Source organism: Kaistia sp. 32K (genome assembly GCF_016629525.1).
Lineage (GTDB): Bacteria > Pseudomonadota > Alphaproteobacteria > Rhizobiales > Kaistiaceae > Kaistia.
Genome location: NZ_AP024269.1, coordinates 324,341 through 349,510, shown reverse-complemented (window position 1 = coordinate 349,510; position 25,170 = coordinate 324,341). Strand labels below are relative to the sequence as shown.

Here is a 25,170-nt window from a genome sequence, read left to right as displayed (position 1 = left end):
CCTCGCGGCCGGCGCAATGGCTGTCGCTCATGCCCTGATTTCGTGTTGTCGAACCCGATGGGAACCAACATGAGTCAGACGACCCTCGCAAAGCCTTCCGCTCTCGGAGCGCCCGTTGCCGGCGCGTTCTGGATGATCCTCGCCGGCGTCGCCTTCGCCGGCGTCAATACGCTCGAACAGGTCGCCACCGTCAGCCTGCATCTGCCGGCGCCGACCGCCGCCTTCCTGCAATATGCGATCGCCCTCGTCGTCGTCCTGCCCTGGGCGGCGCGGCGCGGCCTGCCCTCGCTCCGGACCCGCCGCCCGGGCCTGCAGGCGCTGCGCGTCCTGCTCGCCGCCGTCGGCGTGCAGTTCTGGGTGCTCGGCCTCTCGCATGCCGTGCCGATCGGTCAGGCGATCGCCCTCGTCATGACCTCGCCCTTCGTCGTCACGCTCGGCGCCGGGCTATTCCTGGGCGAGAAGGTCTCGATCGAGCGCTGGCTCGCCGTCGTCGTCGGCTTCGCCGGCGGGCTGATCATCCTCGATCCCTTCTCGGAAAGCTTCACCACCGCCAGCCTCTATCCGCTGGCAGCCTCCGTGCTCTGGGCCGGCGCCTCGCTCGTGCAGAAGAAGCTGCTCGCCGAGGACAGCCCCGAGGCGGTGACCGCCTGGCTGCTGCTGCTGCTCGCGCCGGTCAATCTGCTGCTGGCGCTGCCCACGGGCATCGTCCTGCCGTCCGGCGACGCCTGGATCGCCATAATCGCCGTCGGCGTGCTCACCGCCGCGGCCCAGGGTTTTCTCGCGCTCGCCTATGCCCGCGCCGACGCCGCCTATGTGCAGCCCTTCGACCATGTGAAGCTGCCGCTCAACGTCATCGCCGGCTGGCTCGTGTTCGGCTGGATCCCGCCCAGCCATCTCTGGGCGGGCGCGGCGCTGATCGTCGGCGCCTCGATGTTCCTGCTCTGGCGCGAGAGCCGGCAGCAGGGCGCCAAGACCGCCTACTCCGCTTCGTCCTCGTAGCCGACCATGTGCAGCGGCCGGGCGCGGATCCCGGCCAGCTCGCACCAGCGCACCAGCGCCTCCTCGCGGCCATGCGTGACCCAGACCTCGGCGGGAACAATCTCGGCGATGGTCTGGGTCAGCTCGGCCCAGTCGCAGTGATCCGAGATGATCAGCGGCAGCTCGACGCCGCGCTGCTTGGCGCGCTGGCGGATCGACATCCAGCCCGATGCGAAGCAAGAGACGGGATCGGGAAACCGCCGCGCCCAACGATCGGCGAAGGCGGAGGGCGGCCCGACAACGATGGCGCCGGCGAAATCAACGCCGCCATTCGATTTGCGCCCGCCCTCGACGGTCGCCGCCTCCAGCGGGCCGAGGTCGATGCCCTCTTCCTGATAGAGCCGGCAGAGCCGCTCCAGCGCGCCGTGGATATAGATCGTCCGGTCGTAGCCTTCCTCGCGCAGCCGCTTGATCACCCGCTGCGCCTTGCCGAGCGCATAGGCGCCGACGAGATGCGCCCGCTCCGGAAAGGCGTCGAGCGAGGCGAGCAGCTTGCCGATCTCGTGACCATCATCGGGATGGCGGAACACCGGCAGGCCAAAGGTCGCCTCGGTGATGAAGACGTCGCATTTGACCGGCTCGAACGGCGCGCAGGTGGGGTCGCGCCGGCGCTTGTAATCGCCGGACGCGACGATGCGCATTCCCTTCGCCTCGACGGCGATCTGCGCCGAGCCCAGCACATGACCGGCCGGATGAAACTGCACGGTAACGTCGCCGATCGTGACCGCCTCGCCGAAGCGCGCCACCGTCTCGCTGCCGGCGAAATCCGGGCCATACCGTTCCGCCATGATCCGGAGCGTCTCGCGCGTCGCCATCACGGCGCCGTGGCCTGGCCGCGCGTGGTCGGAATGGCCATGGGTGATCAGCGCCCGCGCCACCGGCCGCACGGGATCGATGTGAAAGCCGCCGAGCGGGCAATAGAGGCCTTCCGGAACGGGGGACAGCAGGTCGAATGGACGCATGCCTCCAATCTAGGTGGTCTCGACCCGGATGAAAGGGAAACCTGCGAGACCGGCGCGAGGATTTCTTGCCGTTCCCTTTCCGCTGCGACAACGTCATGCTCCCAGCATCGCGCGGAGGGGCAGATGAGTGATTTCGGCGACTTCGACTTCCTGATCGGCGAGTGGACCATCACCAACGAGTTCCTGAAGCACCGCCTCGTCGGCTCGACGGAGTGGGAAACATTCCCGGCAACATCCCGCGTGGAGAAGGTGATGCCGATCCCCGAGGGGAGGCATGCGGGCGGGCATGGCGGCAATCTGGACACGATGTTCGTCCCGGCGCGCGGCTTCACCGGCATGACGCTGCGCCTCTTCGATCCCGTTTCCGGCCTTTGGTCGATCTACTGGTCGGACAGCAAAAGCTTCCGGCTTTTCCCGCCAACGATCGGCCAGTTCCGGGACGGGCATGGCCAGTTCTTCGGCGACGATAGGGAGGGCGGGGTTCCGGTGCGTGTGCGCTTCGACTGGACGGCCGGCGAGCGGCCGATCTGGGAACAATGGTTCTCGGCCGATGGCGGCGACAATTGGGAAAAGAACTGGGTAATGCGGTTCGAACGGGCCTGATGGCCTTGCCGGGCTTCGCGACTTCGGTCCCGTTTTGTTCCAGTTTTCCCTTGGCGATGACCGTGCCGCGCGCTACCTCTCGAACGTGACGCACCAGTTTCGCCCCCAAGCCGACCCTGGAAGCCTTGTCGCGAGCCTGCCCGACTCGTTCGCCGACTGGTTCGCCCGTCGCGGCTGGGCGCCGCGGCCGCATCAGCTCGCGCTCTTGGAAAAGGCGGCGGAGAACCGCTCTGCGCTGCTGATCGCGCCGACCGGCGCCGGCAAGACTTTGGCCGGTTTCCTGCCCACCCTCGTCGATCTCGCGACGCGCCCGCCGGCGGGAAAAGGCGGACGCGGGCCGCATACGCTCTACATCTCGCCGCTGAAGGCGCTCGCCGTCGACATCGCCCGCAATCTCGAGGCGCCCGCCGCCGAGATCGGTCTCGACATCTCGATCGAGACCCGCACCAGCGATACACCGGCGCACAAGCGCCAGCGCCAGAAGCTGAAGCCGCCGGAGATCCTGCTGACGACGCCGGAGCAGCTGGCCCTGCTCCTCTCCAATCCGGATGCCGGCCGCTTCTTCGGCGATTTGAAGACCGTCATCTTCGACGAGCTGCACGCCCTGGTGACGGCGAAGCGCGGGGACCTGCTGGCGCTCGGTCTCGCCCGGCTGCGGCGGCTGGCGCCGGATCTGCGCACCGTCGGCCTGTCGGCGACCGTCTCCGAGCCGGACGATCTGCGCGCCTGGCTGATGCCGCAGACACAAGGCGAACCGGCCAACCTGTCCGATCTCGTCACCGTCGCCGGCGGCGCCAAGCCGGAAATCTCGATCCTCGATACAGAGGAACGCCTGCCCTGGGCCGGGCATTCGGCCGTGCATGCGATCGGCGAGATCTACGCCGCGATCCAGGCGAACGGCATGGTGCTGGTTTTCGTCAACACGCGCAGCCAGGCCGAGCGCGTCTTCCAGGAACTCTGGCAGGTCAACGAGGACGCGCTGCCGATCGCGCTGCATCACGGCTCGCTCGACGTCGCGCAGCGCCGCCGGGTCGAGGCGGCGATGGCGGCGGGGAGCCTCCGCTGCGTCGTCTGCACCTCGACTCTCGATCTCGGCATCGACTGGGGCAATGTCGATCTGGTCGTCAATGTCGGCGCGCCGAAGGGCGCGAGCCGGCTGGCGCAGCGCATCGGCCGCGCCAACCACCGCATGGACGAGCCCTCGCGCGCGCTGCTGGTGCCGGCCAACCGCTTCGAGGTCATGGAATGCACCGTGGCGCTGGAGGCAAGCACGATCGGCGCGCAGGATACGCCGCGCCCGAAATCCGGTTCGCTCGACGTGCTGGCGCAGCATGTGTTGGGCATGGCCTGCGCCGCCCCGTTCGCTGCCAACGACCTGCATGAAGAAATCTGCTCCGCCGCGCCCTATGCGTCGCTGCCGCGCGAGACCTTCGACCGCGTGGTCGATTTCGTCGCCACGGGCGGCTATGCGCTGAAGAGCTATGAACGCTTCGCCAAGATCCGCCGGGTCGCCGACGGCACCTGGCGCATCACCCATCCGAGCGTCGCGCAGCAATACCGGCTGAATGTCGGCACCATCGTCGCCGATCCGATGCTGAAGGTGCGGCTCGCCTCGCGAAGAAGCGGCGGCCCGCTCGGCATGGGCGGCCGCGTGCTCGGCGAGGTGGAGGAATATTTCCTCGAGACGCTGGTGCCGGGCGACACCTTCCTGTTCGCGGGCCTCGTGCTGCGCTTCGAGGGCATTCGCGACAATGAGGCGATCGCCAGCCGCACGGTGAACGAGGCGCCGAAGGTGCCGTCCTATTTTGGCGGCAAGTTCCCGCTCTCGACCTATCTGGCCGACGGCGTGCGCGGGCTCATCGCCGACGAGAGCGCCTGGAGCCGGCTGCCGCATCAGGTCTCCGACTGGCTCGCCTTGCAGAAATGGGCCTCCGTCCTGCCGGCGCGCGACGAGCTTCTGGTCGAGACCTTTCCGCGCGGCGACCGCTTCTACATGGTCGCCTATCCGTTCGAGGGGCGCCTGGCGCACCAGACGCTCGGCATGCTGCTGACGCGGCGGCTCGAGCGGGCGAAGCTGAAGCCGATGGGCTTCGTCGCCTCCGATTATGCGCTCGCCGTCTGGGGCCTCGGCGACATGGGCGCCGCCTTCGCCCGGGATAAGCCATCGGTCGGCGACCTGTTCGACCAGGACATGCTGGGCGACGATCTCGACGCCTGGCTGGCGGAAAGCCACCTCCTGAAGCGGACTTTTCGCAGCTGCGCGCTGATTTCCGGCCTGATCGAGCGCCGGCATCCGGGCCGCGAGAAGACCGGCCGGCAGGTCACGATCTCGACGGATTTGATCTACGACGTGCTGCGTTCCCACGAGCCTGACCACATCCTGCTGCAGGCAACCTGGGCGGATGCCGCGACCGGGCTGCTCGACGTCCGCCGTCTCTCCGACATGCTGGCGCGGGTGAAGGACCACATCCGGCATCAGCCGCTCGACCGCATCTCGCCGCTCGCCGTGCCGGTGATGCTCGACATCGGCAAGGAGCCGGTCGGCGGCGAGGCGAACGAGGCGATCCTGCGCGAGAACGCCGACGACCTCGTCCGTGAGGCGATGGGCGAAGTGGTGGAGAGGGCTGCGGTGGAGTGAGGGGGCGCCCCTCGCCTCCTGGTCTTTGTCTTTGTCTTAGGCTTGGGCTTGGGCTCCCACTCTTGGCGCTTGGCGCTTGGCTTTTACTTAGTTCTCACCGCCTCCTAGCTCCACGGGTCCCCCACCCTCGCCGTCATCCCGGGCTTGACCCGGGATCCATTGAGCCGAAGCGGCGGGCGTGCGAACCTCCCAAAAGGGCGGCTGCATGGATCCCTGCTTTCGCAGGGATGACGGCGAGCGCGGGATAACGGCGAGGGTGGGCGAGCGGCGGGGCCACGCACTCCAGTGCCGCAGCAGGCGCGGCGTAGCCCCTCTGGGGAGGACAAACTCCCCTACTCCGTAACCGCGATCGTCCCCTTCATCATCGGGTGGACCCGGCAGAAATACGGGAACGTCCCCGCCTTCGTCAGCGTCACGCTGCCGGTCTTGCCGGCCGGCAGCTTCACGTCGAAGCCCCTGTCGGTCGCGGTCGCCGTGTGATCGACGAAATCAGAGTTCACCCATTCGATCGTGTCGCCGATCTTCGCCGTGACACTGGTTGGAACAAAGGCGAGCTTGCTCACCTGGACGGTGATCGTCTCGGCCGATGCAGCGACAGGCGCAAAAGCGGCCGGCAGGAGCACGACGCCGGCGATCGCCAACGCGACGCGCGCCCGCCGGCGGTCCCAGCCGCCCGTCACTTCAGCTCTCCCGCCACCATGCGGGCGTGCTCCTCATGGCCCTGGAAGATCTTGAGGCCCGTCGTCAGCAGGTCCTTCAGTTGCGCGTTCTGCGCCGCCGGGATCAGCGTCGTCTCGAGCGCCGTATTGACGGCATGGTGATAGGCGACCTCGTTGTCGGCATAGGCCTTGTCGAAGGCCGCCCCCTTCAGCGTCGCGAGATGCTTCGCCGTCGCGTCCGCCTGTTTCGTCAGCGCCTGGCTGGTTGCATTGTCCTTCGGCGTGACCTTGAGCTTGGCGGCGAGCGCCAGGGCCTGCTTGTTGACCGCCTCGTGGTCACGGATCATGTCCTTGGCAAACTCCAGCACGGCCTTGTTCTTGGATGTCTTCACGGCGTGTTCCGCCGCTTTGATGTCGATGGTGTCGGCCGTGTAGACGATGTGGGCGATCTCCGGATCGGTCGGCTTCGCGGTCTCGGCCGCAAAGCCAAGCGTCGTCGTCAGCATCAGCCCGCCAAGGGCGATGCCCATCGTTTTCAGCGCGTTCATGATGATCTCCTTGTCGGTGCGATGGCCGGGTGGCCCGTGACGATCCGTTAGATGTCGCTGGTCGACGAAGGTTCCCGCGATGCGAGGATCGCCACGACGCGGTCGGCCATGCGCTCGCAGCGCGCGCCGCCGAAGGGAAAGGCATCGCCCAGCACGTCGCCGACTTTGGCTTCCAGCGCCTGCCGCAGCAGCTTACGCGCCCGGAACAGGCGCGTCTTCACCGTCTCGGGCTTGAGCTCGAACAGCGACGCCGTCTCCTCGACCGAGAGGTCCTCGACCAGGCGGGCGACGAGCACGATGCGGAACGGTTCCGGGAGCGCGTCAATCGCGGCCTCGACCAGTTGGCGGATCTCGCGCTGGGCCATGCTCCTCTCCGGATCTGGGCTGGCTGCCGCCAGCGGGAACGGGATGATGTCGGCTTCGGTCGCTTCGGCCTCGATCATCGGCGTCAGCTCGACCGTCGGATGGCGGCGGCGGATGCGGCCGAGCGCCTCGTTGATGACGATGCGCGACAGCCAGGTGGCGAGGCTCGATTCACGGCGGAAGCTGCCGAGCCTCAAGAAGGCGCGGACATAGGCCGCCTGCACGATATCCTCCGCCTCGTCGTCATTGCCGGTCATGCCGCGCGCCAGGCGGAACAGGCGCCGGTTGTTCTGACGGATGATGGTGCGGATCGCCGCCTCCTCGTGCCGGAGCGCGCGGAGGATCAAATCGGCTTCGCCGAGTTCGATGCGGGCAAGTTCGTGGCTGGCCATTCCTGCCTCCTCGTCCGCCCCCAAGCGCGGTCGCGATCGGTGGGCGCTCATTGGATGCGGGCGATGCCAAAGGGTTCCCGGCCCCGGACATCTGCCGGAAAGATTGTACGCCGCTTCGCAGGAATGTAGGAGCGAGGCGACACGGACGCGCTTCGAGGTTTCGTGCGGCGCCGCGAATGCTAGAATGCTCGCCTGATTCAATCCCCCGCTTCGAACCGGAACGACATGCAAGGAACCGCGACAGCCCCGGACAGGACGGAAACGGCGACAGCCGGGCTCTCGGTCGCCTCGGTGCCGCTGGTCCCGCTGGTCGAGGGCGCGCTCTGGTGGCCGGACGAGCGCACGCTTGTCGTCGCCGACCTGCATCTCGAAAAGGGCTCGTCCTTCGCGCGGCGCGGCCAGATGCTGCCGCCCTACGACACGCGGACGACGCTGGCGCGGCTCGCGGCGATCCTCGCCCGCCTGGCGCCTCAACGCGTCATCGCGCTCGGCGACAGTTTTCACGACAGGACGGGCGACCAGCGCCTCGACGAGAGCGACCGCGCGGCGCTGCGGGCGATGACCGCCTCGGCCGAATGGATCTGGATCGCTGGCAACCATGATCCGGAGCCGCCGCGCGAGCTCGGCGGCTGGGCGACCGGCGAATTTTCCGTCGGCCCGCTCGTCTTTCGCCACGAACCGCGCGCCGGCGCCCGGCCGGGCGAGATCGCCGGCCATCTCCATCCCGCCGCCCGGCTCGTCGGCCGCGGCCGCTCGATCCGCCGCCGCTGCTTCGCGGCCGACGGCAACCGGCTGGTCATGCCGGCCTTCGGCGCGCTCGCCGGCGGGCTCAACGTCCTCGACGCCGCGTTCCGGCCGCTCTTCGACGGCCATGCCTTCCATGCCTGGATGCTGGGCGACGCCGTCCACGCCGTCGCCGGCCGCCGCCTCAAGGGCGAATAGCCGTCGACACGCCAGCGAAATCAGGCGGGACTCCCCTGCCCGGCGCCGGATCCTCCGTATATGGTGCCGGCGTTTTCGACGACAGAACGGAAGAGTGAGCGCTTGATACCCTGGGTCCGGCTCGACACGGCAGACATTCCCGGCGGCGGCGGAACGCTGCGGCTGATGCAGCGCGGCGCCGAGTTTTCCATCATGATCGGCTCGAACGAGCTGATGAACAGCCGCCTGAGCGGATCGGAGGAAGCGCTCGCCTCGCTGAGCGCCGAACGCATCGCCGGGCGAGCCAGCCCGCGGATCCTGATCGGCGGCCTCGGCATGGGATTTACGTTGCGCGCGGCGCTGGCCGAGTTCGGTCCGGACGCCGCGATCACGGTCGCCGAGCTCGTGCCGGCCGTCGTCGCCTGGGCGCGCGGGCCGATGCAGCCGGTCTTCGGCGATTGCCTCGATGATCCCCGCGTAAAAATCCATGTCGGCGATGTCGGCGACCCGATCCGCGCCGGACGCGGCAGCTTCGATGCCATCCTGCTCGATGTCGACAACGGTCCGGACGGGCTGACGCGCGAGTCGAATGACGGGCTCTATACGCTGCAGGGGCTCGGCGCCGCCTATGGAGCGCTCCGCCCCGGCGGCGTGCTCGCCGTCTGGTCCTCCGGCCCCAGCGCCGTCTTCACGCAGCGCCTGCGCAGGTCCGGCTTCGCCGTCGAGGAGGTCCGGGTGCGGGCCAATCGCGGCCGCAGCGGCGCCAAGCACGTCATCTGGCTCGCGACGCGGCCGGGCGCCTGATCAGGCCGGACCGAGACGGCGGCGCATTTCCGAGGGCGGGGCCAGGGCGCGGGCCGGCAGCGGCGCCGCGACGAGGCTGCGCCGGCCTTCCTGCCCGTGATGCTTCGTCTTCTCCCAGCGATGCGGCGCGACGATCAGCTGGAAGAAGGCCCGGTAGCAGGCGAGCGACAGGAGCAGCCAGTAACCGGGCAGGAAGAGCAGGATGCCCGGCTGGCGCTTCCTTTGACGCATCCGGAGCGTCGCGCGCGACAGCAGCGCGAACGCGACATAGGCGGCGACGAAGTTGAAGACGTTCAGGAAGATCATCGCCGATCCGAGCGGAGTTTCCGCCCGCCAGAGCGCCGAGGGATCGATCAGCAGGGCGACGGCGGTGGCCAGGTAGATCGGGTAGATCGCCGCCGCCACGATGGCGCCGAAACCCGTCAGGATGAAGCCGAGCATGCGGCGCGGGCCGAGCGCCCGCCAGAGCCGGATCGGCTGGCGCGAATGCACCAGGAAGGTCTGCATCCAGCCCTTCAGCCAGCGCGTCCGCTGCTTCAGCCAGAGCTTGGTCGTGCGCGGCGCCTCCTCATAGGTCGGCCGCGTGATCGTGCTGGTGCGATAGCCGCAGCGGGCGAAGCGGATGCCGAGATCGGCGTCCTCGGTCACGTTGTAGGGATCCCAGCCGCCGACGTCGCGCAGCGCTTCGATGCGGAAATGGTTCGACGTGCCTCCGAGCGGCAGCGGCATGTCGAGCGCGGCGAGCATGGGCAGCACGCCGTCGAACTGCATCGAATATTCCATCGCGAAGAAGGCGGTGAGCCCATTGGTCTCGTCATTGTCGATCAGGAGCGGCGCCTGGATGCAGGCGAGTCGCGCGTCGCCTTCGGCGAAGGCCAGATAGGCCTCGATCAACTGGCCGGGATCGGGCCGGTCCTCCGCGTCATAAACGGTGACGAAGCTGCCGCGCGCCAGCGGCAGGGCGAAATTGAGCGCCTTCGGCTTGGTGCGGGGCGCCCGGTCCGGCACGACGATCATCTCGAAAGGCGGACCGAGGCCGAGCCGCTCGACGGCATGTCGGGTCTTGCGGTCGCGGGCCTCGACGATGAACTTGATGTCGAGCCGGTCCTTCGGCCAGTCGAGGCGGCCGAGCGCGCCCACGAGATCGGCGACCATGTGCGCCTCGTCGTAGAGCGGGACGAGGACACTGTAGACGGGCAACCGATCCCGATCGACCACGAGCGGCGGCGGCGGCCGCATGGTCCGCTCCAATACGATGCTGACCGCGAGAAGCCGCAGCATGACGAGAGCGAGGAAAAGGAACCCGGCGACGAGATTGAAGCCCTGGAGAACGAGGCGGCCGTCATACCAGAAGGCGAGCGCCAGAAGCAGGAAGAGGACGAAACCGCCCAGGATCTGGCGCGGCGTCAGCAGCCGGCGGGCCGAAAGCTCCGGCTGGTCGCGGTCGAGCCCCGTCACCGCCTCCTCCAGCAGCGGACCGCTGGCGGCCTCGGTGAGGCAGCGCCGGATCACGGCGGGCGTCGTTACGACGAGCCGCGACGCAAGACCCGGCAGCCGCTCGAGCACGGTCGCGAGCCGCCCGGCCTGCGCCGGCTCCGGCGCGACCAGAAGGCGGCGCGACGTTCCGTCCTCGATCAGCGCGGTCTTGCCGGCACGGATGGAAGTGGCGAGATCGGCGAGATCCGCATCGCCGACGGGCATCCCGCGCTCCCAGCTCTTGCGGGGCAAGGGATCGAACGCCAGCCCGAGGCGCGCGGCGAGCAGCGCATAGTGCAGCTCGCCGTCAGGTTCCGCTCGCCGTGGCGGTTCCAGTCCTGCCTCGTGATCCAAACCAGACCCCGCTGTCCGCTCCTTCGGGCTCTTGCCCGGACGACAATTGGTCTATAGTCCACCGCGCATCAGGCGCTTCCGTAACGTAATCCAAGCCGAGAGTGATACAGGCATGCGGCGTCAGTTGGCAAGCATCGCGACCTTGGCGGGTATCGCGACCCTGGCAGGCCTCGTGATGCTGGCGAGCCTCGGGATGCGGACCGGCGGCGCCGGCCAGGCCGGAAGCGCGCTCGCCCAGGACACCGCGCCGACGCCGGCGATATCGTCGTCCGGGGTCGTCATTCCCAACCTCTGGGATCCGAACCGCCGGCTCGACCGGCCGGCCACGACCTCGCTGACCGGCATCCGCTTCACGACGACGGACGACTTTCCGCCCTATAATTTCAAGGGCGCCGACGGCCGGCTGACCGGCTTCAATGTCGATCTGGCGCGGGCGATCTGCCGCGAGCTGAGCGTTCCCTGCACCATCCAGGCGCGGCCCTGGGACGGGCTGATCGACACGGTCGCCGCCGGCCGCGTCGACGCCGCGCTCGCCGGCATCGCGATCACGCCGGAAAGCCGCGCCAAGCTTGATTTTTCCGATGTCTATCTGCGCCCCGCCGCCCGCTTTGCGGCGCGCAAGGCGAGCGCCGCGCCCCGTCTCGACGCGGGAGGCCTCGCCGGCCGCAAGGTGGCAGTCGCCAAGGGCAGCGCACACGAGGCCTATCTCGCCGACTTCTTCCCGGAAGCCGTCGCCGTCGCGGTCGAGACGCCGGAGGCGGCGCATGACGCGCTCAAGGCGGGAACGGCCGATCTCGTCTTCGGCGACGGCGTGCAGCTGGCGTTCTGGCTGCAGTCGGAGCCGGCGGCGAATTGCTGCGCCTTCGTCGGCGGCCCCTATGTCGAGCCGCGCTTCTTCGGTCCGGGGCTTGCGATCGCGCTGCCACCCGATCGCAAGGACCTGCGGCTCGCGCTCAACTGGGCGCTCGACAGCCTCTACGACAAGGGCGCGTTCGCGGAGCTCTATCTCCGCTACTTCCCGGTCGGGTATTTTTAGGTCTCAGAGCGTCCGGTAGCGGGCGCGGGCGCCGCGTTCGATCGCCGCCGCCGTCAGCGCGTCGACGTCGAGCACGTCGCGCAGCAGCTCGAGGAAGCGCAGCTCCTCCTGCTCGACATGCAAATCCGCCGCCGCGACCTCGACGGCGAGCGCATAGGCCGTCTCGTGCAGCTTCTTCGGCAGCGAGGTCGCGATGGTGGCGAGCACGGCGTGCAGACCATCGTCCTCGCGGGTGATGGCAGCGCAGGCTTCGGCGACCGCGATCAGCCGGTCCGTGTCGAAGCCGCCGAAGATCGGCAGCGTGTTGACGACATCGCCGATCTTGCGCAGCTCGCGGTCGGTCATCTGGCGGTCCACCGCGGACAGCGTCACCATCGCATAGATCAGAGCCTCCTGCGGGGAGACCGTGCTGCCGGTCGGCTTGTCCATGTCGATACGCTCCTGCACGCGGGCCAAATTCCCGTCTGGATGGGTCCGCCCAAATTAGGATCTCTTGGTGCACCGTTCAACCACCGCCTTGTCGCGGCCAGAACGATACCGGCCGGACGATAGCAACCATTGACGCGAAGCCGGGCGCTCCCTAGGGTCCGCGCCCACGCGCGCTCTCCAAACATCCCTTCGCGCGTTTCCCCAGAAGAGGTTTTCGATGTCGACCGGTACGCTTCCAGTTCTCGATCTTGCGCCCGAACTCGTTCAGGCTGCGCAGGTGTCGAAAGCGTGGCCGTTCGAGGAAGCGCGCCGGATCGTCGAGCGGCTGAAGCGGCAGAACCGCCCGGCGGGTCCGGTCCTGTTCGAGACCGGCTACGGTCCGTCGGGCCTGCCGCATATCGGCACGTTCGGCGAGGTCGCCCGCACCACCATGGTGCGCAACGCCTTTCGCCTCCTGACCGAAGACAAGATCCCGACGCGCCTGCTCTCCTTCTCGGACGATCTGGACGGCCTCCGCAAGGTGCCGACCAACGTGCCGAACCAGGAGATGATGCAGGCCTATATCGGCAAGCCACTGACGCGCGTGCCGGATCCGTTCTCGAACGAATATCCCTCGTTCGGCGCCGCCAACAATGCGCGGCTGCGCGCCTTCCTGGACGGCTTCGGCTTCGAATACGAATTCGCCAGCGCGACCGACTATTACACCTCCGGCCGCTTCGATCACGCGCTGCTGCGCATGCTCGAAGTCTATGACGAGGTTATGGAAATCATCCTGCCGACGCTCGGTCCGGATCGTCGCGCCACCTATTCGCCCTTCCTGCCGATCTCGCCGACCACCGGCGTCGTGCTGCAGGTGCCGATGGTCGACCGCAATGTCGAGAAGGGCACCGTCACCTATGTCGACCCCGACACCAACGAGCGCGTCGAGGTCCCGGTCACCGGCGGCGCGGTCAAGTGCCAGTGGAAGGCCGACTGGGCGATGCGCTGGTTCGCGCTCGGCGTCGACTACGAGATGAGCGGCAAGGACCTGATCGACAGCGTCAAGCTCTCGACCCGGATCTGCCGCGCGCTCGGCTCCGAGCCGCCGGAGAGCTTCACCTACGAGCATTTCCTGGCCGAGAACGGCGAGAAGATTTCGAAGTCGAAGGGCAACGGCCTGACGATCGAACAGTGGCTGACCTATGCCGACAATGACAGCCTTGCGCTGTACATGTACCAGAAGCCGAAGACGGCGAAGCGCCTGTCCTTCGAGGTGATCCCGCGCACGGTCGACGAGTATTTCGGCTTCGTCGACGCCTATGGCCGCCAGCCGGTCGAGCAGCAGCTCGGCAACCCCGCCTGGCACATCCATTCCGGCCGTCCGCCGGCCGAGGGCTCGCCGATCCCGTTTGCCATGCTGCTCAACCTGGTCAGCGTCTCCGACGCCACCGACAAGGGCGTGCTCTGGGCCTATATCTCGCGCTACATGCCGCATCTGACGGCCGCCACGCACGAGAAGCTCGACCGCCTCGCCGGCTACGCGATCCGCTATTTCAACGACGTGCTGAAGGCCGGCAAGCACTATGTCCTGCCCGAGGGCGCGATCCGCGATGCGCTCGTCGCGCTCGACGCGGCGCTGGCGGAAATGCCGGCAACCGCGGACGCCGACGAGATCCAGACCGTCGTGTTCGACATCGGCCGGAAGTACTTCCCGGATCCCAACAAGAAGGGTCCGGACGGCAACCCGCCCGGCGTCTCGCTCGACTGGTTCCGCGGCCTCTACCAGGTGCTGCTCGGCCAGGACCAGGGACCGCGCTTCGGCTCGTTCGTGGCGATCTACGGCATTCCCGAGACCCGCGAGCGCATCGCCAAGGCGCTCAAGGGCGAGCTCGCCGCCCAGGCCTGATCCCGCGCCGAAAGCGCGCTCCGCTTTCGGCGATCCGCTTTAATTGAAGCGAATGTGATCACCATCGCACCCGCGCGGCGGGAACTCCGGCAACCGCCGGTCGTTCCTGCCCCGGGAGCGAAGAGCCATGTCCAGAACCGGGACAGCCGGACTAGCCGTCCTTCTCAGCCTCGCCGGCGGCGTTGGGTTCAACCCGGCTGCCCGGGCCGACGAGCAGGCTTTCCTCGACCGCTTCGACGGCAACTGGTCCGGTAGCGGACAGGTCCGCCGCAACGCGCAATCCCCGGTCTTCAACGTGACCTGCACCGTGGCCGGCGATCGCGCCGCCATCCGCATGGCGATCGACGGCAATTGTCGCGGCGCGGTCATCGTGACGCGCGAGATCGGCGCCAGCGTGCGCTACGACGCGGCGACCGGCACCTATAGCGGCACCTATGTCGGCGCCCGCGTCGGCCCCGCCGCGATCTATGGCCGGCGCAACGGCGACCGGGTCAATTTCACCATCAACTGGCCGAAGCCCGTCAACGGCAGCACCAAGGCGCAGATGACCATCGTCAATGACGGCCACGGCACGCTGCGCATCCTGGTGATCAGCCGCCCCACGCCGGACGGCCCGACCACGACGCTGTCCGACCTCGTCTTCAACCGGAGCTGACCGGGCGGCCAGGGAAGCAGTCGTCGAGGGGGCTTGCAACGCCCGGCTTTCGGTGGATGGATGGCGACGTCTCCCAAGGGAACCCGCCATGACCTTCGAACACTGGCTCGCCTTCGCCGCCGCCTCCGCCGTGCTGCTCGCCATTCCCGGCCCGACCGTGATCCTCGTGATCTCCTATGCGCTCGGGCATGGCCGCCGCTCGGCCGGCGCCACGGTCGCCGGCGTCGCGCTCGGCGATTTCACCGCGATGACCGCCTCGATGCTCGGCCTCGGCGCCCTGCTCGCGACGTCCGCGGCCCTGTTCACCGTGCTGAAATGGGTGGGCGGCGCGTATCTCGTCTATCTCGGCATCAAGCTCTGGCGCGCGCCGGTCAGCGAGCCGGGCGCCGTCGATACGCGCGAGGCACGGCCGATCCGTATCTTCCTGCACGCCTACGCGGTGACGGCGCTCAATCCGAAGAGCATCGTCTTCTTCGTGGCGTTCCTGCCGCAATTCCTCGTCGCCGGCCAGCCGCTGCTGCCGCAGATGATCCTGTTCGAGGCGACGTTCCTGGTGCTCGCGACGATCAATGCCGCGAGCTACGCGCTGATCGCGGCCGGCGCCCGCCGGACGATCCGCAAGCCCGGCGTGCAGCGCATCGTCAACCGCACCGGCGGCGGCCTTCTGGTCGGCGCCGGCCTGCTCGCCGCCGGCTTGCGGAGAGCCGCGGCCTAGGTCCGATCGGGCCGGAAACGCTGGCGCCATTCTTCACCTCTCCCTGAGGGAGAGGTGAGAATAGGCTCATCCAGCCAGACAGGGCCTAGTTCTGCAGACAGTCGGCCGGTGGATCGCCGGCCTGCCAGATGCCGCGCCGGCCGCAGCGCGCTTCCTTTTCGGCCGCCGCGTATGGCTTCGGCGCCCGCGCCGCGGCCTTGGCCCAGCCCTGCTCGATCATCCAGAGCGAAAGGTCCGTCTTGCCGATCCGGCAGGGCGCGACCGCCGGATCGGCCGGATCATTGGCCGAGACCCGGCACTCGACGCCGAAGGCGCGGATGCGGCTGCGCAGCGCCACCATGGCGAGCCGGGCGCAGGGCACGTCGATTTCCGGATCGCCGGTCGCCGCCGGATGGCAAAGCCGGTCCGGATCGGGAGGGACGATGCCGGCGAGCCGGACATTGCGGGGACCGAGGTCGAGCAGCCCCGCCTCGCGCACGGTGACGGGCGAAAAGGTCTTCCAGCGCGCAGGCCCCGCCGGCCGCTTCGTCGTCGCCTCGCGCTCCAGCGGACCATTGCCCGCCGGCGCCGGCGTCATGCCGGGCGCGGTGACGTTGCGATGGGCGGGATTGATCCATGCCGGCTCGGAATCGGCGCTCGCCGGGTCATCGGTGGCGGCGGGCTGCGTCGCGGCGACCGGCGGCTCCGCTCCCGGGTTCTGCCCGCCGACGATCCGGACCTCGCGGGGCGCCGGATCCGTCAATTCCGGCAGCACGACCTGCTCCGGCGCCGGCGCGCCCATCAGGCTGGAGAGTTCGCGACGGTCGAGGCCGCCGAACTGCGAGATGATGATGATGGCGAGCGCCATCCCGCCCGCGAGACAAAGCGCTGCGAGCGCCGTCCTCACTGGCTCGCCCAGATGATCCGCGCCATCCAGTCGATCTCGCGGGTGGCGATCTGGCGGTTCGGATGCTCGGGATTGAGAGACAGGAGCTCGACGGTGCGCGTCGTCTTGCGCTCCAGCACCTTGGCCATCACCTCGCCCTCGCGGGTGCGGACGACGACCCGGTCGCCGCGCCGGCAGCGCGCGGTCGGCGAAACGATGATGACGTCGCCGTCGCGATAGAGCGGCATCATGGAATCGCCCGAGATCTTCAGGGCATAGTTGCCCTCCTCCGCCCGCGCCTCGGGTATGGCGACCTCGTCCCAGCCCTGTCCGGCCGGAAAGCCGCCATCGTCGAAGAAGCCGCCCGCGCCCGCCTGGGCGAAGCCCAGCAGCGGCACATGACGCAACAGGGCGGCCGAGACGGGAGGCGCCATGCGCTTCGCCAGCATAAGGTCCAGGAAGGCGTCGAGCTGCTCGCCCGTCGCCTCGAGGATCTTGGCGATGCTCTCAGTCGAAGGCCAGCGCGGCCGGCCGTCGACGGCGATGCGCTTGGAGCGATTGAACGTCGTCGGGTCGAGCCCCGCCTTCCGGGCGAGCCCGGACGCCGTCAGCTCGTTGCGGGCGGCGAGGCGGTCGATCGCCGCCCAGATCCGCTCGTGCGACAACATGGCGGAACCTCCGCATATGCGGGCCTTCGCCCGCATGGCTCCGGCGCCGGAGCCTGGGCACAAAGGAATAAATCCCTCTCCACCAGCTTTATCCCCGCCCCCCGGCGATGTCCAGCGGCGTCGCCGGATTTTGCGGCTCCAGGCCAAGCCGGCCCTTGTCCGGCGCCCGCGCCGTGGCTAGGGTCCGCGCAACCGCTAGGAACCCTCATGACCATCATTTTCAAGATCGCCCCGGAGACGCTGTGGCGCGAGGCCAAGGACGCGGGCGTCTTCACCGGCGCCCCGATCGATGTCGCCGACGGCTACATCCACTTCTCCTCGGCCGAGCAGGTGCGCGAGACGGCCGAGAGATACTTCGGCGGCCAGCCCCACCTGGTGCTGGTCGCGGTCGACGGCGACAAGCTCGGCGACCGGCTCAAATGGGAAGCCTCGCGCGGCGGGGCGCTGTTCCCCCATCTCTACGGCCCGCTCGAGTTCTCGTCCGTGATCTGGACCAAGGCGCTGCCGCTCGGCAATGACGGCCACCACGTCTTCCCGGAACTCGCCGCATGAGCGCCTTCGGCAGCCTCCTCCGGCCGATCCTGTTCCGGATCGACCCGGAAGTCGCCCACGGCCTGTCGATCAAGGTCCTGTCGTCGGGACTGCATCCCTCGGTCCGGCCCGATCGCGATCCGCGCCTGTCTCGCAAACTGTTCGGGCTCGACTTCGCCAATCCGCTCGGCATCGCCGCCGGCCTCGACAAGAACGCCGAGGTGCCCGACGCGCTGCTGCGCCTCGGCTTCGGCTTCGTCGAGATCGGCACGATCACGCCGCGCCCCCAGCCCGGCAATCCGAAGCCGCGCCTGTTTCGCCTGGTCGAAGACCATGGCGTGATCAACCGCCTCGGCTTCAACAATGAAGGCCACGCGGCGGCGCGGCAGCGGCTCGAGGCGCGGCGCGGCAAGCGCGGGCTCGTCGGCGTCAATATCGGCGCCAACAAGGACGCGACGGACCGGATCGCCGATTATGTCGCCGGCATCGAGACCTTCGCCGACATCGCCTCCTATTTCACCGTCAACGTCTCCTCGCCCAACACGCCGGGCCTGCGCGACCTGCAGGCGAAGGGCGCGCTCGACGAACTGCTTTCCCGCGTGCTCGAGGCGCGCGACGCCCAGGCGCGGCGCGTGCCGGTGCTCCTGAAGATCGCGCCCGACATGGACGAGGCGGGCCTCGCCGACGTCGCCGAGGTGGCGCTGGCGCGGAAGATCGACGGCGTCATCGTCTCGAACACGACGATCAGCCGGCCGAAGCTCGTCGACGCGGCGACGGCGAAGGAGACCGGCGGGCTCTCCGGCCGGCCGCTGTTCCGCCTCTCGACGATCCAGCTCGCCCGCTTCCGCAGGCTGGTCGGACCCGACTTGCCGCTGATCGGCGTCGGCGGCATCGAATCCGCCGAGACCGCCTTCGCCAAGATCGCGGCCGGCGCCGACCTGGTGCAGCTCTATTCCGGCTTCGTCTATGGCGGCCCGGGCCTGCCGGCGTCGATCCTCGCCGGCCTGTCGCGCATCCTCGACCGCCGCGGCATCCCGTCGATCGCCGACGCCGTCGGCATCGAGACGGAGAAGTGGGCGAGCGAGGCGCCCTAGGCGCCCGCCCTGCCGATCCGGATCAGGCGAACGCCGCCCGCGTCCGCGCGCGGCAGCGCCAGGCGAGCGTGAAGCCGCGGGCCGACAGGAAGACCAGCAGGGCGAGCCAGAGGCCGTGCACGCCCCAGAGCGGCTCGGCCACGGCCCAGACGGCGAGATAGAGCACGAGCGACAAGAGCATCATGTTGCGCATGTCCTCGGACCAGGTGGCGCCGATGAAGACGCCGTCCATCTCGAAGGCGAGCACGCCGGCGATCGGCGTCAGCGCCGTCCAGGCGAGATAGTGCCGCGCCGTGTCGCGCACGGCCTGGTTCACCGTCATCCAATCGATCAGATAGGGGCCGCCGAACCAGAAGCAGGCAGCCGCGATCAGCGCCAGCACATAGCCCCAGCCGAGCGTCAGCTTGAGCGAGCGGATGAAGGCCGGGCGATAGCGCGCGCCGATGGCGCGGCCGGCATACTGCTCGGCCGCCGCCGCGAAGCCGTCGAGGAAATAGCCGCCGACCAGGAAAAAGTTCATCAGGACGGCGTTCGCCGCCAGCACCACGTCGCCCATCTTGGCGCCGCGCGAGGCGAAGAAGCCGAAGGCGAACAGCAGCGTGAACGAGCGGATCATGATGTCGCGATTGACCGCGATCATGCGCAGCACCTGCGTGCGGTCGAGGATCTGCGCCATCGACGGGCGATGAGCGCGATCGAGCCGGGAAACCACCAGCGCCAGGCCGAGAATGGCGGTGACCGCCTCGCCGATCGTCGTTCCCCAGGCCGAGCCGGCGATGCCCCAGCCGAGGCCGAGCACGAACAGGATGTTCAGGAGGATGTTGAGGCCGTTCAGGAAGGTCTGCAGGAACAGGCCGAGCGTCGAGCGGCCGAGCCCGATGAGCCAGCCGAGCATGACGTAGTTCGCCAGCGCAAACGGCGTCGAGAACACGCGGATCGAATAATATTCCGTCGTCGCCGCCTGCACGGCCGGACTGCCGCCGAGCGCCGCGAGCGCGATCGCGAGGACCGGCTGCGCCAGCAGGACGACGCCGAGGCCGACGGCGAAGGCGACGATCAGCGCGCGGTAGAAGGTCGCCTGGATCTCGGTGCGGTCGTCGGCGCCCAGCGCCTGCGCGACCAGGCCGGTGGTGCCGCTCCTCAGGAAATTGAACGTCGCGAAGACGAAATCGAAGATCACGGCGCCGAGCGCCACCGCCCCGAGCAACGCCGCGTCGCCGAGGCGGCCGATCACGCCCATGCCGACCAGCCCGAGCAGCGGCGTCGTCAGATAGGCGAGCGTCATCGGCACGGCGATGGAGAGAATGCCGCGATGGGTGACTTCGAAGGGGCGGATGACGGGCGTCATGATCTCGCGCAACGGAAAGGAGCGGAAGAGCGATAGCCGCTTCGCGGCCCGGCGTCGACGCGATCCTTGGAGGGGTCTATGGTCGCGCCATGCCGCCGCCGATCGTCCATCATCCCGCCTACACCGCCGACATTCCGGCCGAGCATCGCTTCCCGATGCAGAAATACCGGCGGCTTGCCGAGATCGTCGTCGCCGACGGGCTGGCGCCGGCCGGCTTTGTCGTGCCCGAACCGGCAACGGCGGCGGAGCTGGCGCTCGCGCATGACCGGGCCTACGTCAACGCCGTGCTCTCGCTCTCCGTGCCGCCGGCGATCGAGCGCGAGATCGGCCTGCCGATGAACGAGACGGTGGTGCGCCGTGCCCGCGCCGCCACGGGCGGCACCATCCTCGCCGCGCGGCTGGCGCTCGACGAAGGCCTCGCCTGCAACACGGCCGGCGGCAGCCATCATGCGCGATCCGACCAGGGCGCCGGCTTCTGCACCTTCAACGATGTCGCCGTGGCGATCCGCGTGCTGATGCGCGAGGGCCTGATCGGCACCGCGCTGGTGGTCGATTGCGACGTCCACCAGGGCGACGGCACGGCGGAAATCTTCGCCGGCGACGCCAACGTCACCACGCTGTCGCTGCATGCCGAGAAGAACTATCCGGTCCGCAAGCGCCAATCGACGCTCGATATCGGCCTCCCCGACCAGACCGGCGACGACGCCTATCTCGCCGCGCTCGACGAGATCCTGGCGCCGCTGCTCGATCGCACGCATCCGGATATCGTCTTCTACAATGCCGGCGTCGACCCGCATGTGGACGACCGGCTCGGCCGGCTGGCGCTCTCGGACGAGGGATTGCGGGCGCGCGACCGGCTCGTGATCGGCGCGGTGCGGGGAAGAGGCATTCCGCTCGCCGGCGTCATCGGCGGCGGCTACGGCGCGGATGTCGAGCCGATCGCCCGCCGCCATGCCCTGCTGCACCACGCGGCAGCGGCGTTCTCGGCCTAGAACCGTTCCGATCGCTCTGCGTCAGAGCCGGCGCACCGGCCGTGCCAGGCTCAGTTTGCTGTTCGAAGACTGCAGGCATTCCGGCGCGATATAGGGCCAGGACTGCACCTCGCAGCCGACCCGGCCACCCACGGATACCTTGTCGAACAGGGTCCGCGCGGTTGGGTCCTTGGCGCCGCTGGTGCGGCTGACGGCCTGGCCGCTATAGGCGGTGACGGCGAAGGCGACCAGCGCGGCGGAACCGATGACGCTGGCCATGGTGCGAATGCTGAAGCATGCCATTTCGATCCGCGCCGCAGCGCCCCCTGTTACCCAACCGGCTCAACGTCGCCCGTCGCGGCCTCGTTCCACCATGTCGCGGCGTTACCGTCAGTGAAGGTCATCACAAACGGCGCACGGCCATCGAAGCCCTGCCATTTCCGTTTCGCCGCGCTAAGGTGGCGCCGTCTTCAAACGATTGGCAGATCCGCATGACCGAGCTGAAACGTCCCCGCCTCTTCCTCGACACCGCCGACCGGGCCGCCTGGGACGCATGGCTGCCGACCGGCCTCTTCCACGGCATCACCACCAACCCGACGCTGCTCGCCGCCGCCGGCGTTCCCAATTCGCTGGCCGAGCTCAAGGGCCTTTCCACTTTCGCCTTCGCCTCGGGCGTCCAGGAGTTCCAGGCCCAGACCTGGGGCCGGACCAGCGAGGCGCTCACTGCCAACGGCCGGCGGATCGCCGAGCTCGACGCGCGCATCGTGGTCAAGGTGCCGATCACCCGCGAAGGCGCCATCGCCGCCGCCGTGCTGAAGGCGGAAGGCGTGCGCATCACGATGACGGCGGTCTATGCGGCGCACCAGGCCGTGACGGCGGCCGCGCTCGGCGCCGACTATGTCGCGCCCTATCTCGGCCGCATGAACGACGCCGGCCGCGACGGCTTCGCCGAGATCGCCGCGATGCAGGAGATCGCGCGCGGCGCCGGCAGCCCGATGCGGGTGCTGGTGGCGAGCGTGCGCTCCAGTGACGATCTCGTCCGCCTCGGCCGCCTCGGCGTCGACACCTTCACCTTCTCGCCGGCCGTCGCCGCCGCGCTTTTCGCCGAGGCGCTGACGGACGCCGCCGCCGAAGCCTTCGAGCGCGCCGCCGAGGGCTGAGCCGCCGACGCATTCGCCGGACGGCGAGACGATCGCAGCAAGGGGCTCACCGGACGACCGGCGAGCCCTTTTTTGCGTCCACCGCAAGGGATGGCCCGACGGAGAAGGGCCTCCGTCCGGCGATCACATTTTCGCGTTGGACAGAGTCCGACTCCCGGATTGACTCTCCGTCAAAGGAGAACAAAATAGGAACATAGACCTATGGAGTGAAAGCGTGATGGCCGAGCCTGCCGAAAAGATCGATCCCGACCGAAGCGCCGAGAGCGAGCTCGACCAGCGCGTCGACAATCTGATCACGGCGCATCAGGGCGACGCCCGCGCCGTCATCGAGACCCTCCTGATGGCCATCGACGCCCGCGCCGAGCGCATTTCGTTCGGTTTCGTCCGCGGGCGGCTGCCGCGCGTCGGCCTTGCCGGAGACGCGTGCCGGGAATAGTCGGCAACGAGCCACCGCAATCCTCGGAAGAAATTCGGAACCATCCGCCAAGTCTGTCGTTCGTTCTCCAGTGATTAGGTTCAACGGCCTGATCGAATAGCTGGCAGGATTGAAGGTCCATGCCTGTCCGGCAAATCACGACAGGAGGAACGCAATGAACAGTCTCAAATATACGATCGCCGCGGCCGCACTCGTGGCGCTCTTTGCTTCGCCGGCCATCGCCCAGACGAGCGACAATACCGGAACGGGCGGCCAGAACGGCGCCACGAGCGGCATGGATCCGGTGAAGGCGCAGATCAAGGACGAGGATGTCTTCGGCTTCGACATCACGCAGGGCGCCGTCGGCCTGACGCCCGAGCAGCTCACCGCCGCCAAGAACACCTGCAACCAGAACGTCACGGCGGAGCCGCTGCGCTACTCGGCGGCCGTGAAGACCTTCTGCACCCAAATCCAGTAGTCGAGAGCTTGCCCTCGCCGCATGACGCCCCGCCCTCCCCGGCGGGGCGTCGCCATGAGCACGAAGCGCTATCGCATTCCCGCCTCAGGGAACGAGGCCAGCTCCCCGGCGTTGACTGCCATGCCTTTCAGAGAGGGAGCGCCGACATGGCCGCAGCCACGGGATTGAAGAACAGCCTGCAGGAGATCTCCGTTCTCATGCGGCTGCTGCGATCCGACCTTCAGGATTTCGCCGAGGCACCGGCCGGCGCGAAGCGCGGACAGGTTCTCACGCATCTCGGATGGATCGCCGATCGGCTCGAGCAGGTGGGACCCCGCCTTTCCGCCGAGGACCGCCCGCGGCCCGTCAAGGCCCGGACCGATTCCGCACGCCGCGCCGCCCCGACGACAGCCGCCAAGCCGGCCCGCCGGGCCGCGACGGCAGCGGCGAAGCCAACTGCCGAGGCACGGCCGGCTGCCGCGAAGCCGACCGCCGAGGCACGGCCCACGCCCGCCACCGCGCCGGAGCGCGCGCCCTCCGCCCAGGTCGACATCACCCCCAATCCGGACCAACTCCAGGGCGGCGGCAAGCCGCCGGGCTCAACGGAGCACTGATCCGCCGCCCGGAGGCGCCGGCCGATCCGAGTTTCTGGGTCCGTCCAACAGCCGCAGGCCTATCGGCAGTACGCCTCCCCTTGCATGAAACCGATGGCGAACGGGATCGAACCCGGAACGGTTCGATCCCGTGAGAAACTCGGCGATATCCATGTCGCCCAGAGGTTCGGTGTCTGGCCGCCCACCCAACATCGATGATGTACCGGCGCAGGAATGCAGCCGGGGAGACGGCCAAAGCTGCGATGGATGCGGTCACATCGGATCGCCTGCCGGCATCCGTCGTTCCGGCCTGTGATCTGTCCCCACACCAGCGATCCGGGACCCGCCGCTCTCAACCCTTCCTTTCGAATTGGAGCTTATACACGCCGCAGAACATCGCTCCTGTGGGACCGGCAGATCGCTCATGCACCCGTCGAACGAACAAACCCATCCGAAATCCCGCTTCGGCTGGCTGCTTCCGGCCTCGCTCGTCGGGGCGATCCTGCTGATCGCGGCCGAGCATCTGCACCTTACCGGCCCGCATTCGAACCTGTTCCTGTGGCTCTCCGGCGTCTTCCTGATCGGATCGGTGTTCTCGTCCGTGCATCATGCCGAGATCGTCTCGCACCGGATCGGCGAGCCGTTCGGCGCCATCATTCTGGCGCTCGCCGTCACGGTGATCGAGGTTTCGCTGATCGTCTCGACCATGCTCTCCGCGTCCGCAACCGAGAGCAGCCAGATTGCCCGCGACACGGTCTTCGCCACCGTCATGATCGTACTGAACGGCGTCGTCGGCCTCTGCCTTTTGACCGGCGGCATCCTGCATCGCGAACAGCAGTTCCAGACCAAGGGCGCCATCGGCGCGTTGAGCGTCATGGCAACGCTGACCACGCTGACGCTGATCCTGCCGAACTTCACCATGTCGGTGCCGGGACCGTTCTACGCGCCGATGCAGCTTGCCTTCGTCGCGGTCGTCTCGCTCGCGCTCTACGCGCTGTTTCTCTTCGTCCAGACCGTGCGCCACCGCACGGACTTTCTGGATGACGTCGTCGAGCCCGTGCCCCACCACGCCATTCCGACGCGGCAGCAGGCGATCACCAGCGCCGGAATGCTGGTCGTCTCGCTGCTGCTGGTCATCCTGCTGGCCGAGGGGCTGACGTCGACGATCACCCAGGTCGTCGCCGATATCGGTTTCAACGCGGAATTCGTCGGCGTCGTCATCGCCGCCGTCGTGCTGCTTCCCGAAGGCAGCACCGCCTTCCGCGCCGCCCGCACCAACCGGGTGCAGACCAGCGTCAACCTGGCGCTCGGATCGGCGCTGGCGAGCATCGGGCTGAGCATCCCCATCATCGCGGTGATTTCACTCTGGCTCCACCGCCCGATCACGCTCGGGCTCGAGGCAGATCACATCGTGCAGATCGTGCTGACGCTCTTGGCCAGCATCCTCACCCTGATGCTCGGCCGCACGACAATCCTGCAGGGCGGCGTCCACCTGGTGATCTTCCTCGCCTTCCTCCTCTTCGCCGCGGCGCCGTGACGAAGGACGGCGCCGTAGTTGTGCCCCAAAAAGTCGATGTTAACGGGCAGCCG

At 68.5% G+C, this 25,170-nt stretch carries 27 protein-coding genes; 17 read left to right on the top strand and 10 right to left on the bottom strand.

The window, feature by feature from the left end:
• Window positions 1-69 precede the first annotated feature (69 nt).
• The gene (locus K32_RS01550; RefSeq protein WP_201402338.1) at window positions 70-999 is read left to right on the top strand and encodes a DMT family transporter; all 930 of its coding nucleotides are present in this window, start codon (window positions 70-72) and stop codon (window positions 997-999) included.
• On the opposite strand, the gene K32_RS01545 is transcribed toward K32_RS01550, so the two are convergent.
• Window positions 978-2,000 (bottom strand): ligase-associated DNA damage response exonuclease, encoded by a 1,023-nt coding sequence (locus K32_RS01545; protein ID WP_201402337.1) that lies wholly within the window; start codon window positions 1,998-2,000, stop codon window positions 978-980. The two genes, K32_RS01550 and K32_RS01545, sit on opposite strands and share 22 nt — an antisense overlap.
• Before the next feature lie 123 nt (window positions 2,001-2,123).
• On the opposite strand from K32_RS01545, the gene K32_RS01540 reads away from it, so the two are divergent.
• Window positions 2,124-2,603 carry a hypothetical protein gene (locus K32_RS01540; RefSeq protein ID WP_201402336.1) on the top strand — a complete coding sequence of 160 codons (480 nt, stop codon included), beginning with the start codon at window positions 2,124-2,126 and terminating at the stop codon, window positions 2,601-2,603.
• Between the two features lie 85 nt (window positions 2,604-2,688).
• Entirely contained in the window at window positions 2,689-5,241 is a 2,553-nt protein-coding gene (locus tag K32_RS01535; protein ID WP_201404301.1) for a ligase-associated DNA damage response DEXH box helicase, read from the top strand.
• A gap of 332 nt (window positions 5,242-5,573) precedes the next feature.
• Here the strand turns inward: K32_RS01535 and K32_RS01530 are convergent, their stop codons facing one another.
• The 3 genes from K32_RS01530 to K32_RS01520 are packed head-to-tail and all read right to left on the bottom strand — an operon-like array spanning window position 5,574 to window position 7,203.
• Window positions 5,574-5,921: a cupredoxin domain-containing protein gene (locus K32_RS01530; RefSeq protein WP_201402335.1), complete on the bottom strand. Its 348-nt coding sequence runs from the start codon at window positions 5,919-5,921 to the stop codon at window positions 5,574-5,576.
• Window positions 5,918-6,448 (bottom strand): DUF4142 domain-containing protein, encoded by a 531-nt coding sequence (locus K32_RS01525; protein WP_201402334.1) that lies wholly within the window; start codon window positions 6,446-6,448, stop codon window positions 5,918-5,920. Before K32_RS01525 ends, K32_RS01530 begins: the two co-directional genes overlap by 4 nt.
• Before the next feature lie 47 nt (window positions 6,449-6,495).
• Window positions 6,496-7,203, bottom strand: coding sequence for an RNA polymerase sigma factor (locus K32_RS01520; protein WP_201402333.1), 708 nt, complete (start codon window positions 7,201-7,203; stop codon window positions 6,496-6,498).
• A 225-nt stretch (window positions 7,204-7,428) separates the two neighbouring features.
• Between K32_RS01520 and pdeM the strand changes: the two genes are divergently transcribed.
• Both pdeM and K32_RS01510 read left to right on the top strand, forming a co-directional pair.
• Window positions 7,429-8,145 (top strand): ligase-associated DNA damage response endonuclease PdeM, encoded by a 717-nt coding sequence (gene pdeM, locus K32_RS01515; RefSeq protein ID WP_201402332.1) that lies wholly within the window; start codon window positions 7,429-7,431, stop codon window positions 8,143-8,145.
• 102 nt (window positions 8,146-8,247) lie between these two features.
• Window positions 8,248-8,928 (top strand): spermidine synthase, encoded by a 681-nt coding sequence (locus K32_RS01510; protein ID WP_201402331.1) that lies wholly within the window; start codon window positions 8,248-8,250, stop codon window positions 8,926-8,928.
• Here the strand turns inward: K32_RS01510 and K32_RS01505 are convergent, their stop codons facing one another.
• Window positions 8,929-10,629, bottom strand: a complete 1,701-nt coding sequence (locus K32_RS01505) for a glycosyltransferase family 2 protein (protein ID WP_201402330.1) — start codon at window positions 10,627-10,629, stop codon at window positions 8,929-8,931.
• Window positions 10,630-10,870: 241 nt separating this feature from the next.
• Here K32_RS01505 and K32_RS01500 point away from each other — a divergent pair, with 241 nt between their 5' ends.
• Window positions 10,871-11,794 (top strand): transporter substrate-binding domain-containing protein, encoded by a 924-nt coding sequence (locus tag K32_RS01500; protein WP_201402329.1) that lies wholly within the window; start codon window positions 10,871-10,873, stop codon window positions 11,792-11,794.
• 3 nt (window positions 11,795-11,797) lie between these two features.
• On the opposite strand, the gene K32_RS01495 is transcribed toward K32_RS01500, so the two are convergent.
• Window positions 11,798-12,223, bottom strand: coding sequence for a tellurite resistance TerB family protein (locus K32_RS01495; protein WP_201402328.1), 426 nt, complete (start codon window positions 12,221-12,223; stop codon window positions 11,798-11,800).
• A gap of 217 nt (window positions 12,224-12,440) precedes the next feature.
• Between K32_RS01495 and K32_RS01490 the strand changes: the two genes are divergently transcribed.
• From K32_RS01490 to K32_RS01480, 3 genes are all read left to right on the top strand, one after another.
• The gene (locus K32_RS01490; protein ID WP_201402327.1) at window positions 12,441-14,108 is read left to right on the top strand and encodes a lysine--tRNA ligase; all 1,668 of its coding nucleotides are present in this window, start codon (window positions 12,441-12,443) and stop codon (window positions 14,106-14,108) included.
• A gap of 127 nt (window positions 14,109-14,235) precedes the next feature.
• Window positions 14,236-14,763 (top strand): hypothetical protein, encoded by a 528-nt coding sequence (locus K32_RS01485; RefSeq protein ID WP_201402326.1) that lies wholly within the window; start codon window positions 14,236-14,238, stop codon window positions 14,761-14,763.
• 88 nt (window positions 14,764-14,851) lie between these two features.
• Window positions 14,852-15,478: a LysE family translocator gene (locus K32_RS01480; RefSeq protein ID WP_201402325.1), complete on the top strand. Its 627-nt coding sequence runs from the start codon at window positions 14,852-14,854 to the stop codon at window positions 15,476-15,478.
• A gap of 85 nt (window positions 15,479-15,563) precedes the next feature.
• On the opposite strand, the gene K32_RS01475 is transcribed toward K32_RS01480, so the two are convergent.
• Window positions 15,564-16,325 carry a thermonuclease family protein gene (locus K32_RS01475; RefSeq protein WP_201402324.1) on the bottom strand — a complete coding sequence of 254 codons (762 nt, stop codon included), beginning with the start codon at window positions 16,323-16,325 and terminating at the stop codon, window positions 15,564-15,566.
• Window positions 16,326-16,360: 35 nt separating this feature from the next.
• Window positions 16,361-17,011 carry a helix-turn-helix transcriptional regulator gene (locus K32_RS01470; protein WP_201402323.1) on the bottom strand — a complete coding sequence of 217 codons (651 nt, stop codon included), beginning with the start codon at window positions 17,009-17,011 and terminating at the stop codon, window positions 16,361-16,363.
• A 207-nt stretch (window positions 17,012-17,218) separates the two neighbouring features.
• Between K32_RS01470 and K32_RS01465 the strand changes: the two genes are divergently transcribed.
• Window positions 17,219-17,563 carry a DUF952 domain-containing protein gene (locus tag K32_RS01465; RefSeq protein ID WP_201402322.1) on the top strand — a complete coding sequence of 115 codons (345 nt, stop codon included), beginning with the start codon at window positions 17,219-17,221 and terminating at the stop codon, window positions 17,561-17,563.
• Window positions 17,560-18,636 carry a quinone-dependent dihydroorotate dehydrogenase gene (locus tag K32_RS01460; protein WP_201402321.1) on the top strand — a complete coding sequence of 359 codons (1,077 nt, stop codon included), beginning with the start codon at window positions 17,560-17,562 and terminating at the stop codon, window positions 18,634-18,636. The genes K32_RS01465 and K32_RS01460 overlap by 4 nt, the downstream gene beginning before the upstream one ends.
• A 22-nt stretch (window positions 18,637-18,658) precedes the next feature.
• On the opposite strand, the gene K32_RS01455 is transcribed toward K32_RS01460, so the two are convergent.
• Complete coding sequence (locus tag K32_RS01455) at window positions 18,659-19,984, bottom strand: MATE family efflux transporter (RefSeq protein ID WP_201402320.1); 1,326 nt, start codon at window positions 19,982-19,984, stop codon at window positions 18,659-18,661.
• A gap of 89 nt (window positions 19,985-20,073) precedes the next feature.
• Between K32_RS01455 and K32_RS01450 the strand changes: the two genes are divergently transcribed.
• Window positions 20,074-20,976, top strand: coding sequence for a histone deacetylase (locus K32_RS01450; RefSeq protein ID WP_201402319.1), 903 nt, complete (start codon window positions 20,074-20,076; stop codon window positions 20,974-20,976).
• A 21-nt stretch (window positions 20,977-20,997) separates the two neighbouring features.
• On the opposite strand, the gene K32_RS01445 is transcribed toward K32_RS01450, so the two are convergent.
• Entirely contained in the window at window positions 20,998-21,234 is a 237-nt protein-coding gene (locus tag K32_RS01445; RefSeq protein ID WP_201402318.1) for a hypothetical protein, read from the bottom strand.
• A 212-nt stretch (window positions 21,235-21,446) separates the two neighbouring features.
• On the opposite strand from K32_RS01445, the gene K32_RS01440 reads away from it, so the two are divergent.
• From K32_RS01440 to K32_RS01420, 5 genes are all read left to right on the top strand, one after another.
• Window positions 21,447-22,115, top strand: a complete 669-nt coding sequence (locus K32_RS01440) for a transaldolase family protein (protein WP_201402317.1) — start codon at window positions 21,447-21,449, stop codon at window positions 22,113-22,115.
• Window positions 22,116-22,332: 217 nt separating this feature from the next.
• The gene (locus tag K32_RS01435; protein ID WP_201402316.1) at window positions 22,333-22,551 is read left to right on the top strand and encodes a hypothetical protein; all 219 of its coding nucleotides are present in this window, start codon (window positions 22,333-22,335) and stop codon (window positions 22,549-22,551) included.
• Between the two features lie 154 nt (window positions 22,552-22,705).
• Complete coding sequence (locus K32_RS01430; protein WP_201402315.1) at window positions 22,706-23,008, top strand: hypothetical protein; 303 nt, start codon at window positions 22,706-22,708, stop codon at window positions 23,006-23,008.
• Between the two features lie 146 nt (window positions 23,009-23,154).
• Window positions 23,155-23,601, top strand: a complete 447-nt coding sequence (locus K32_RS01425) for a hypothetical protein (RefSeq protein WP_201402314.1) — start codon at window positions 23,155-23,157, stop codon at window positions 23,599-23,601.
• A gap of 403 nt (window positions 23,602-24,004) precedes the next feature.
• Window positions 24,005-25,117, top strand: a complete 1,113-nt coding sequence (locus K32_RS01420) for a calcium:proton antiporter (RefSeq protein WP_201402313.1) — start codon at window positions 24,005-24,007, stop codon at window positions 25,115-25,117.
• The last annotated feature ends 53 nt before the right edge of the window (window positions 25,118-25,170 follow it).

Coding starts and splice junctions, on each gene's coding strand:
- K32_RS01455 (WP_201402320.1), bottom strand. CDS start 19,984: ATGACGCCCGTCATCCGCCCCTTCGAAGTCACCCATCGCGGCATTCTC.
- K32_RS01460 (WP_201402321.1), top strand. CDS start 17,560: ATGAGCGCCTTCGGCAGCCTCCTCCGGCCGATCCTGTTCCGGATCGAC.
- K32_RS01450 (WP_201402319.1), top strand. CDS start 20,074: ATGCCGCCGCCGATCGTCCATCATCCCGCCTACACCGCCGACATTCCG.
- K32_RS01435 (WP_201402316.1), top strand. CDS start 22,333: ATGGCCGAGCCTGCCGAAAAGATCGATCCCGACCGAAGCGCCGAGAGC.
- K32_RS01430 (WP_201402315.1), top strand. CDS start 22,706: ATGAACAGTCTCAAATATACGATCGCCGCGGCCGCACTCGTGGCGCTC.
- K32_RS01420 (WP_201402313.1), top strand. CDS start 24,005: ATGCACCCGTCGAACGAACAAACCCATCCGAAATCCCGCTTCGGCTGG.
- K32_RS01505 (WP_201402330.1), bottom strand. CDS start 10,629: ATGCCCGTCGGCGATGCGGATCTCGCCGATCTCGCCACTTCCATCCGT.
- K32_RS01465 (WP_201402322.1), top strand. CDS start 17,219: ATGACCATCATTTTCAAGATCGCCCCGGAGACGCTGTGGCGCGAGGCC.
- K32_RS01470 (WP_201402323.1), bottom strand. CDS start 17,011: ATGTTGTCGCACGAGCGGATCTGGGCGGCGATCGACCGCCTCGCCGCC.
- K32_RS01545 (WP_201402337.1), bottom strand. CDS start 2,000: ATGCGTCCATTCGACCTGCTGTCCCCCGTTCCGGAAGGCCTCTATTGC.
- pdeM (WP_201402332.1), top strand. CDS start 7,429: ATGCAAGGAACCGCGACAGCCCCGGACAGGACGGAAACGGCGACAGCC.
- K32_RS01520 (WP_201402333.1), bottom strand. CDS start 7,203: ATGGCCAGCCACGAACTTGCCCGCATCGAACTCGGCGAAGCCGATTTG.
- K32_RS01440 (WP_201402317.1), top strand. CDS start 21,447: ATGACCGAGCTGAAACGTCCCCGCCTCTTCCTCGACACCGCCGACCGG.
- K32_RS01490 (WP_201402327.1), top strand. CDS start 12,441: ATGTCGACCGGTACGCTTCCAGTTCTCGATCTTGCGCCCGAACTCGTT.
- K32_RS01425 (WP_201402314.1), top strand. CDS start 23,155: ATGGCCGCAGCCACGGGATTGAAGAACAGCCTGCAGGAGATCTCCGTT.
- K32_RS01550 (WP_201402338.1), top strand. CDS start 70: ATGAGTCAGACGACCCTCGCAAAGCCTTCCGCTCTCGGAGCGCCCGTT.
- K32_RS01525 (WP_201402334.1), bottom strand. CDS start 6,448: ATGAACGCGCTGAAAACGATGGGCATCGCCCTTGGCGGGCTGATGCTG.
- K32_RS01540 (WP_201402336.1), top strand. CDS start 2,124: ATGAGTGATTTCGGCGACTTCGACTTCCTGATCGGCGAGTGGACCATC.
- K32_RS01445 (WP_201402318.1), bottom strand. CDS start 21,234: ATGGCCAGCGTCATCGGTTCCGCCGCGCTGGTCGCCTTCGCCGTCACC.
- K32_RS01480 (WP_201402325.1), top strand. CDS start 14,852: ATGACCTTCGAACACTGGCTCGCCTTCGCCGCCGCCTCCGCCGTGCTG.
- K32_RS01475 (WP_201402324.1), bottom strand. CDS start 16,325: ATGGCGCTCGCCATCATCATCATCTCGCAGTTCGGCGGCCTCGACCGT.
- K32_RS01495 (WP_201402328.1), bottom strand. CDS start 12,223: ATGGACAAGCCGACCGGCAGCACGGTCTCCCCGCAGGAGGCTCTGATC.
- K32_RS01485 (WP_201402326.1), top strand. CDS start 14,236: ATGTCCAGAACCGGGACAGCCGGACTAGCCGTCCTTCTCAGCCTCGCC.
- K32_RS01500 (WP_201402329.1), top strand. CDS start 10,871: ATGCGGCGTCAGTTGGCAAGCATCGCGACCTTGGCGGGTATCGCGACC.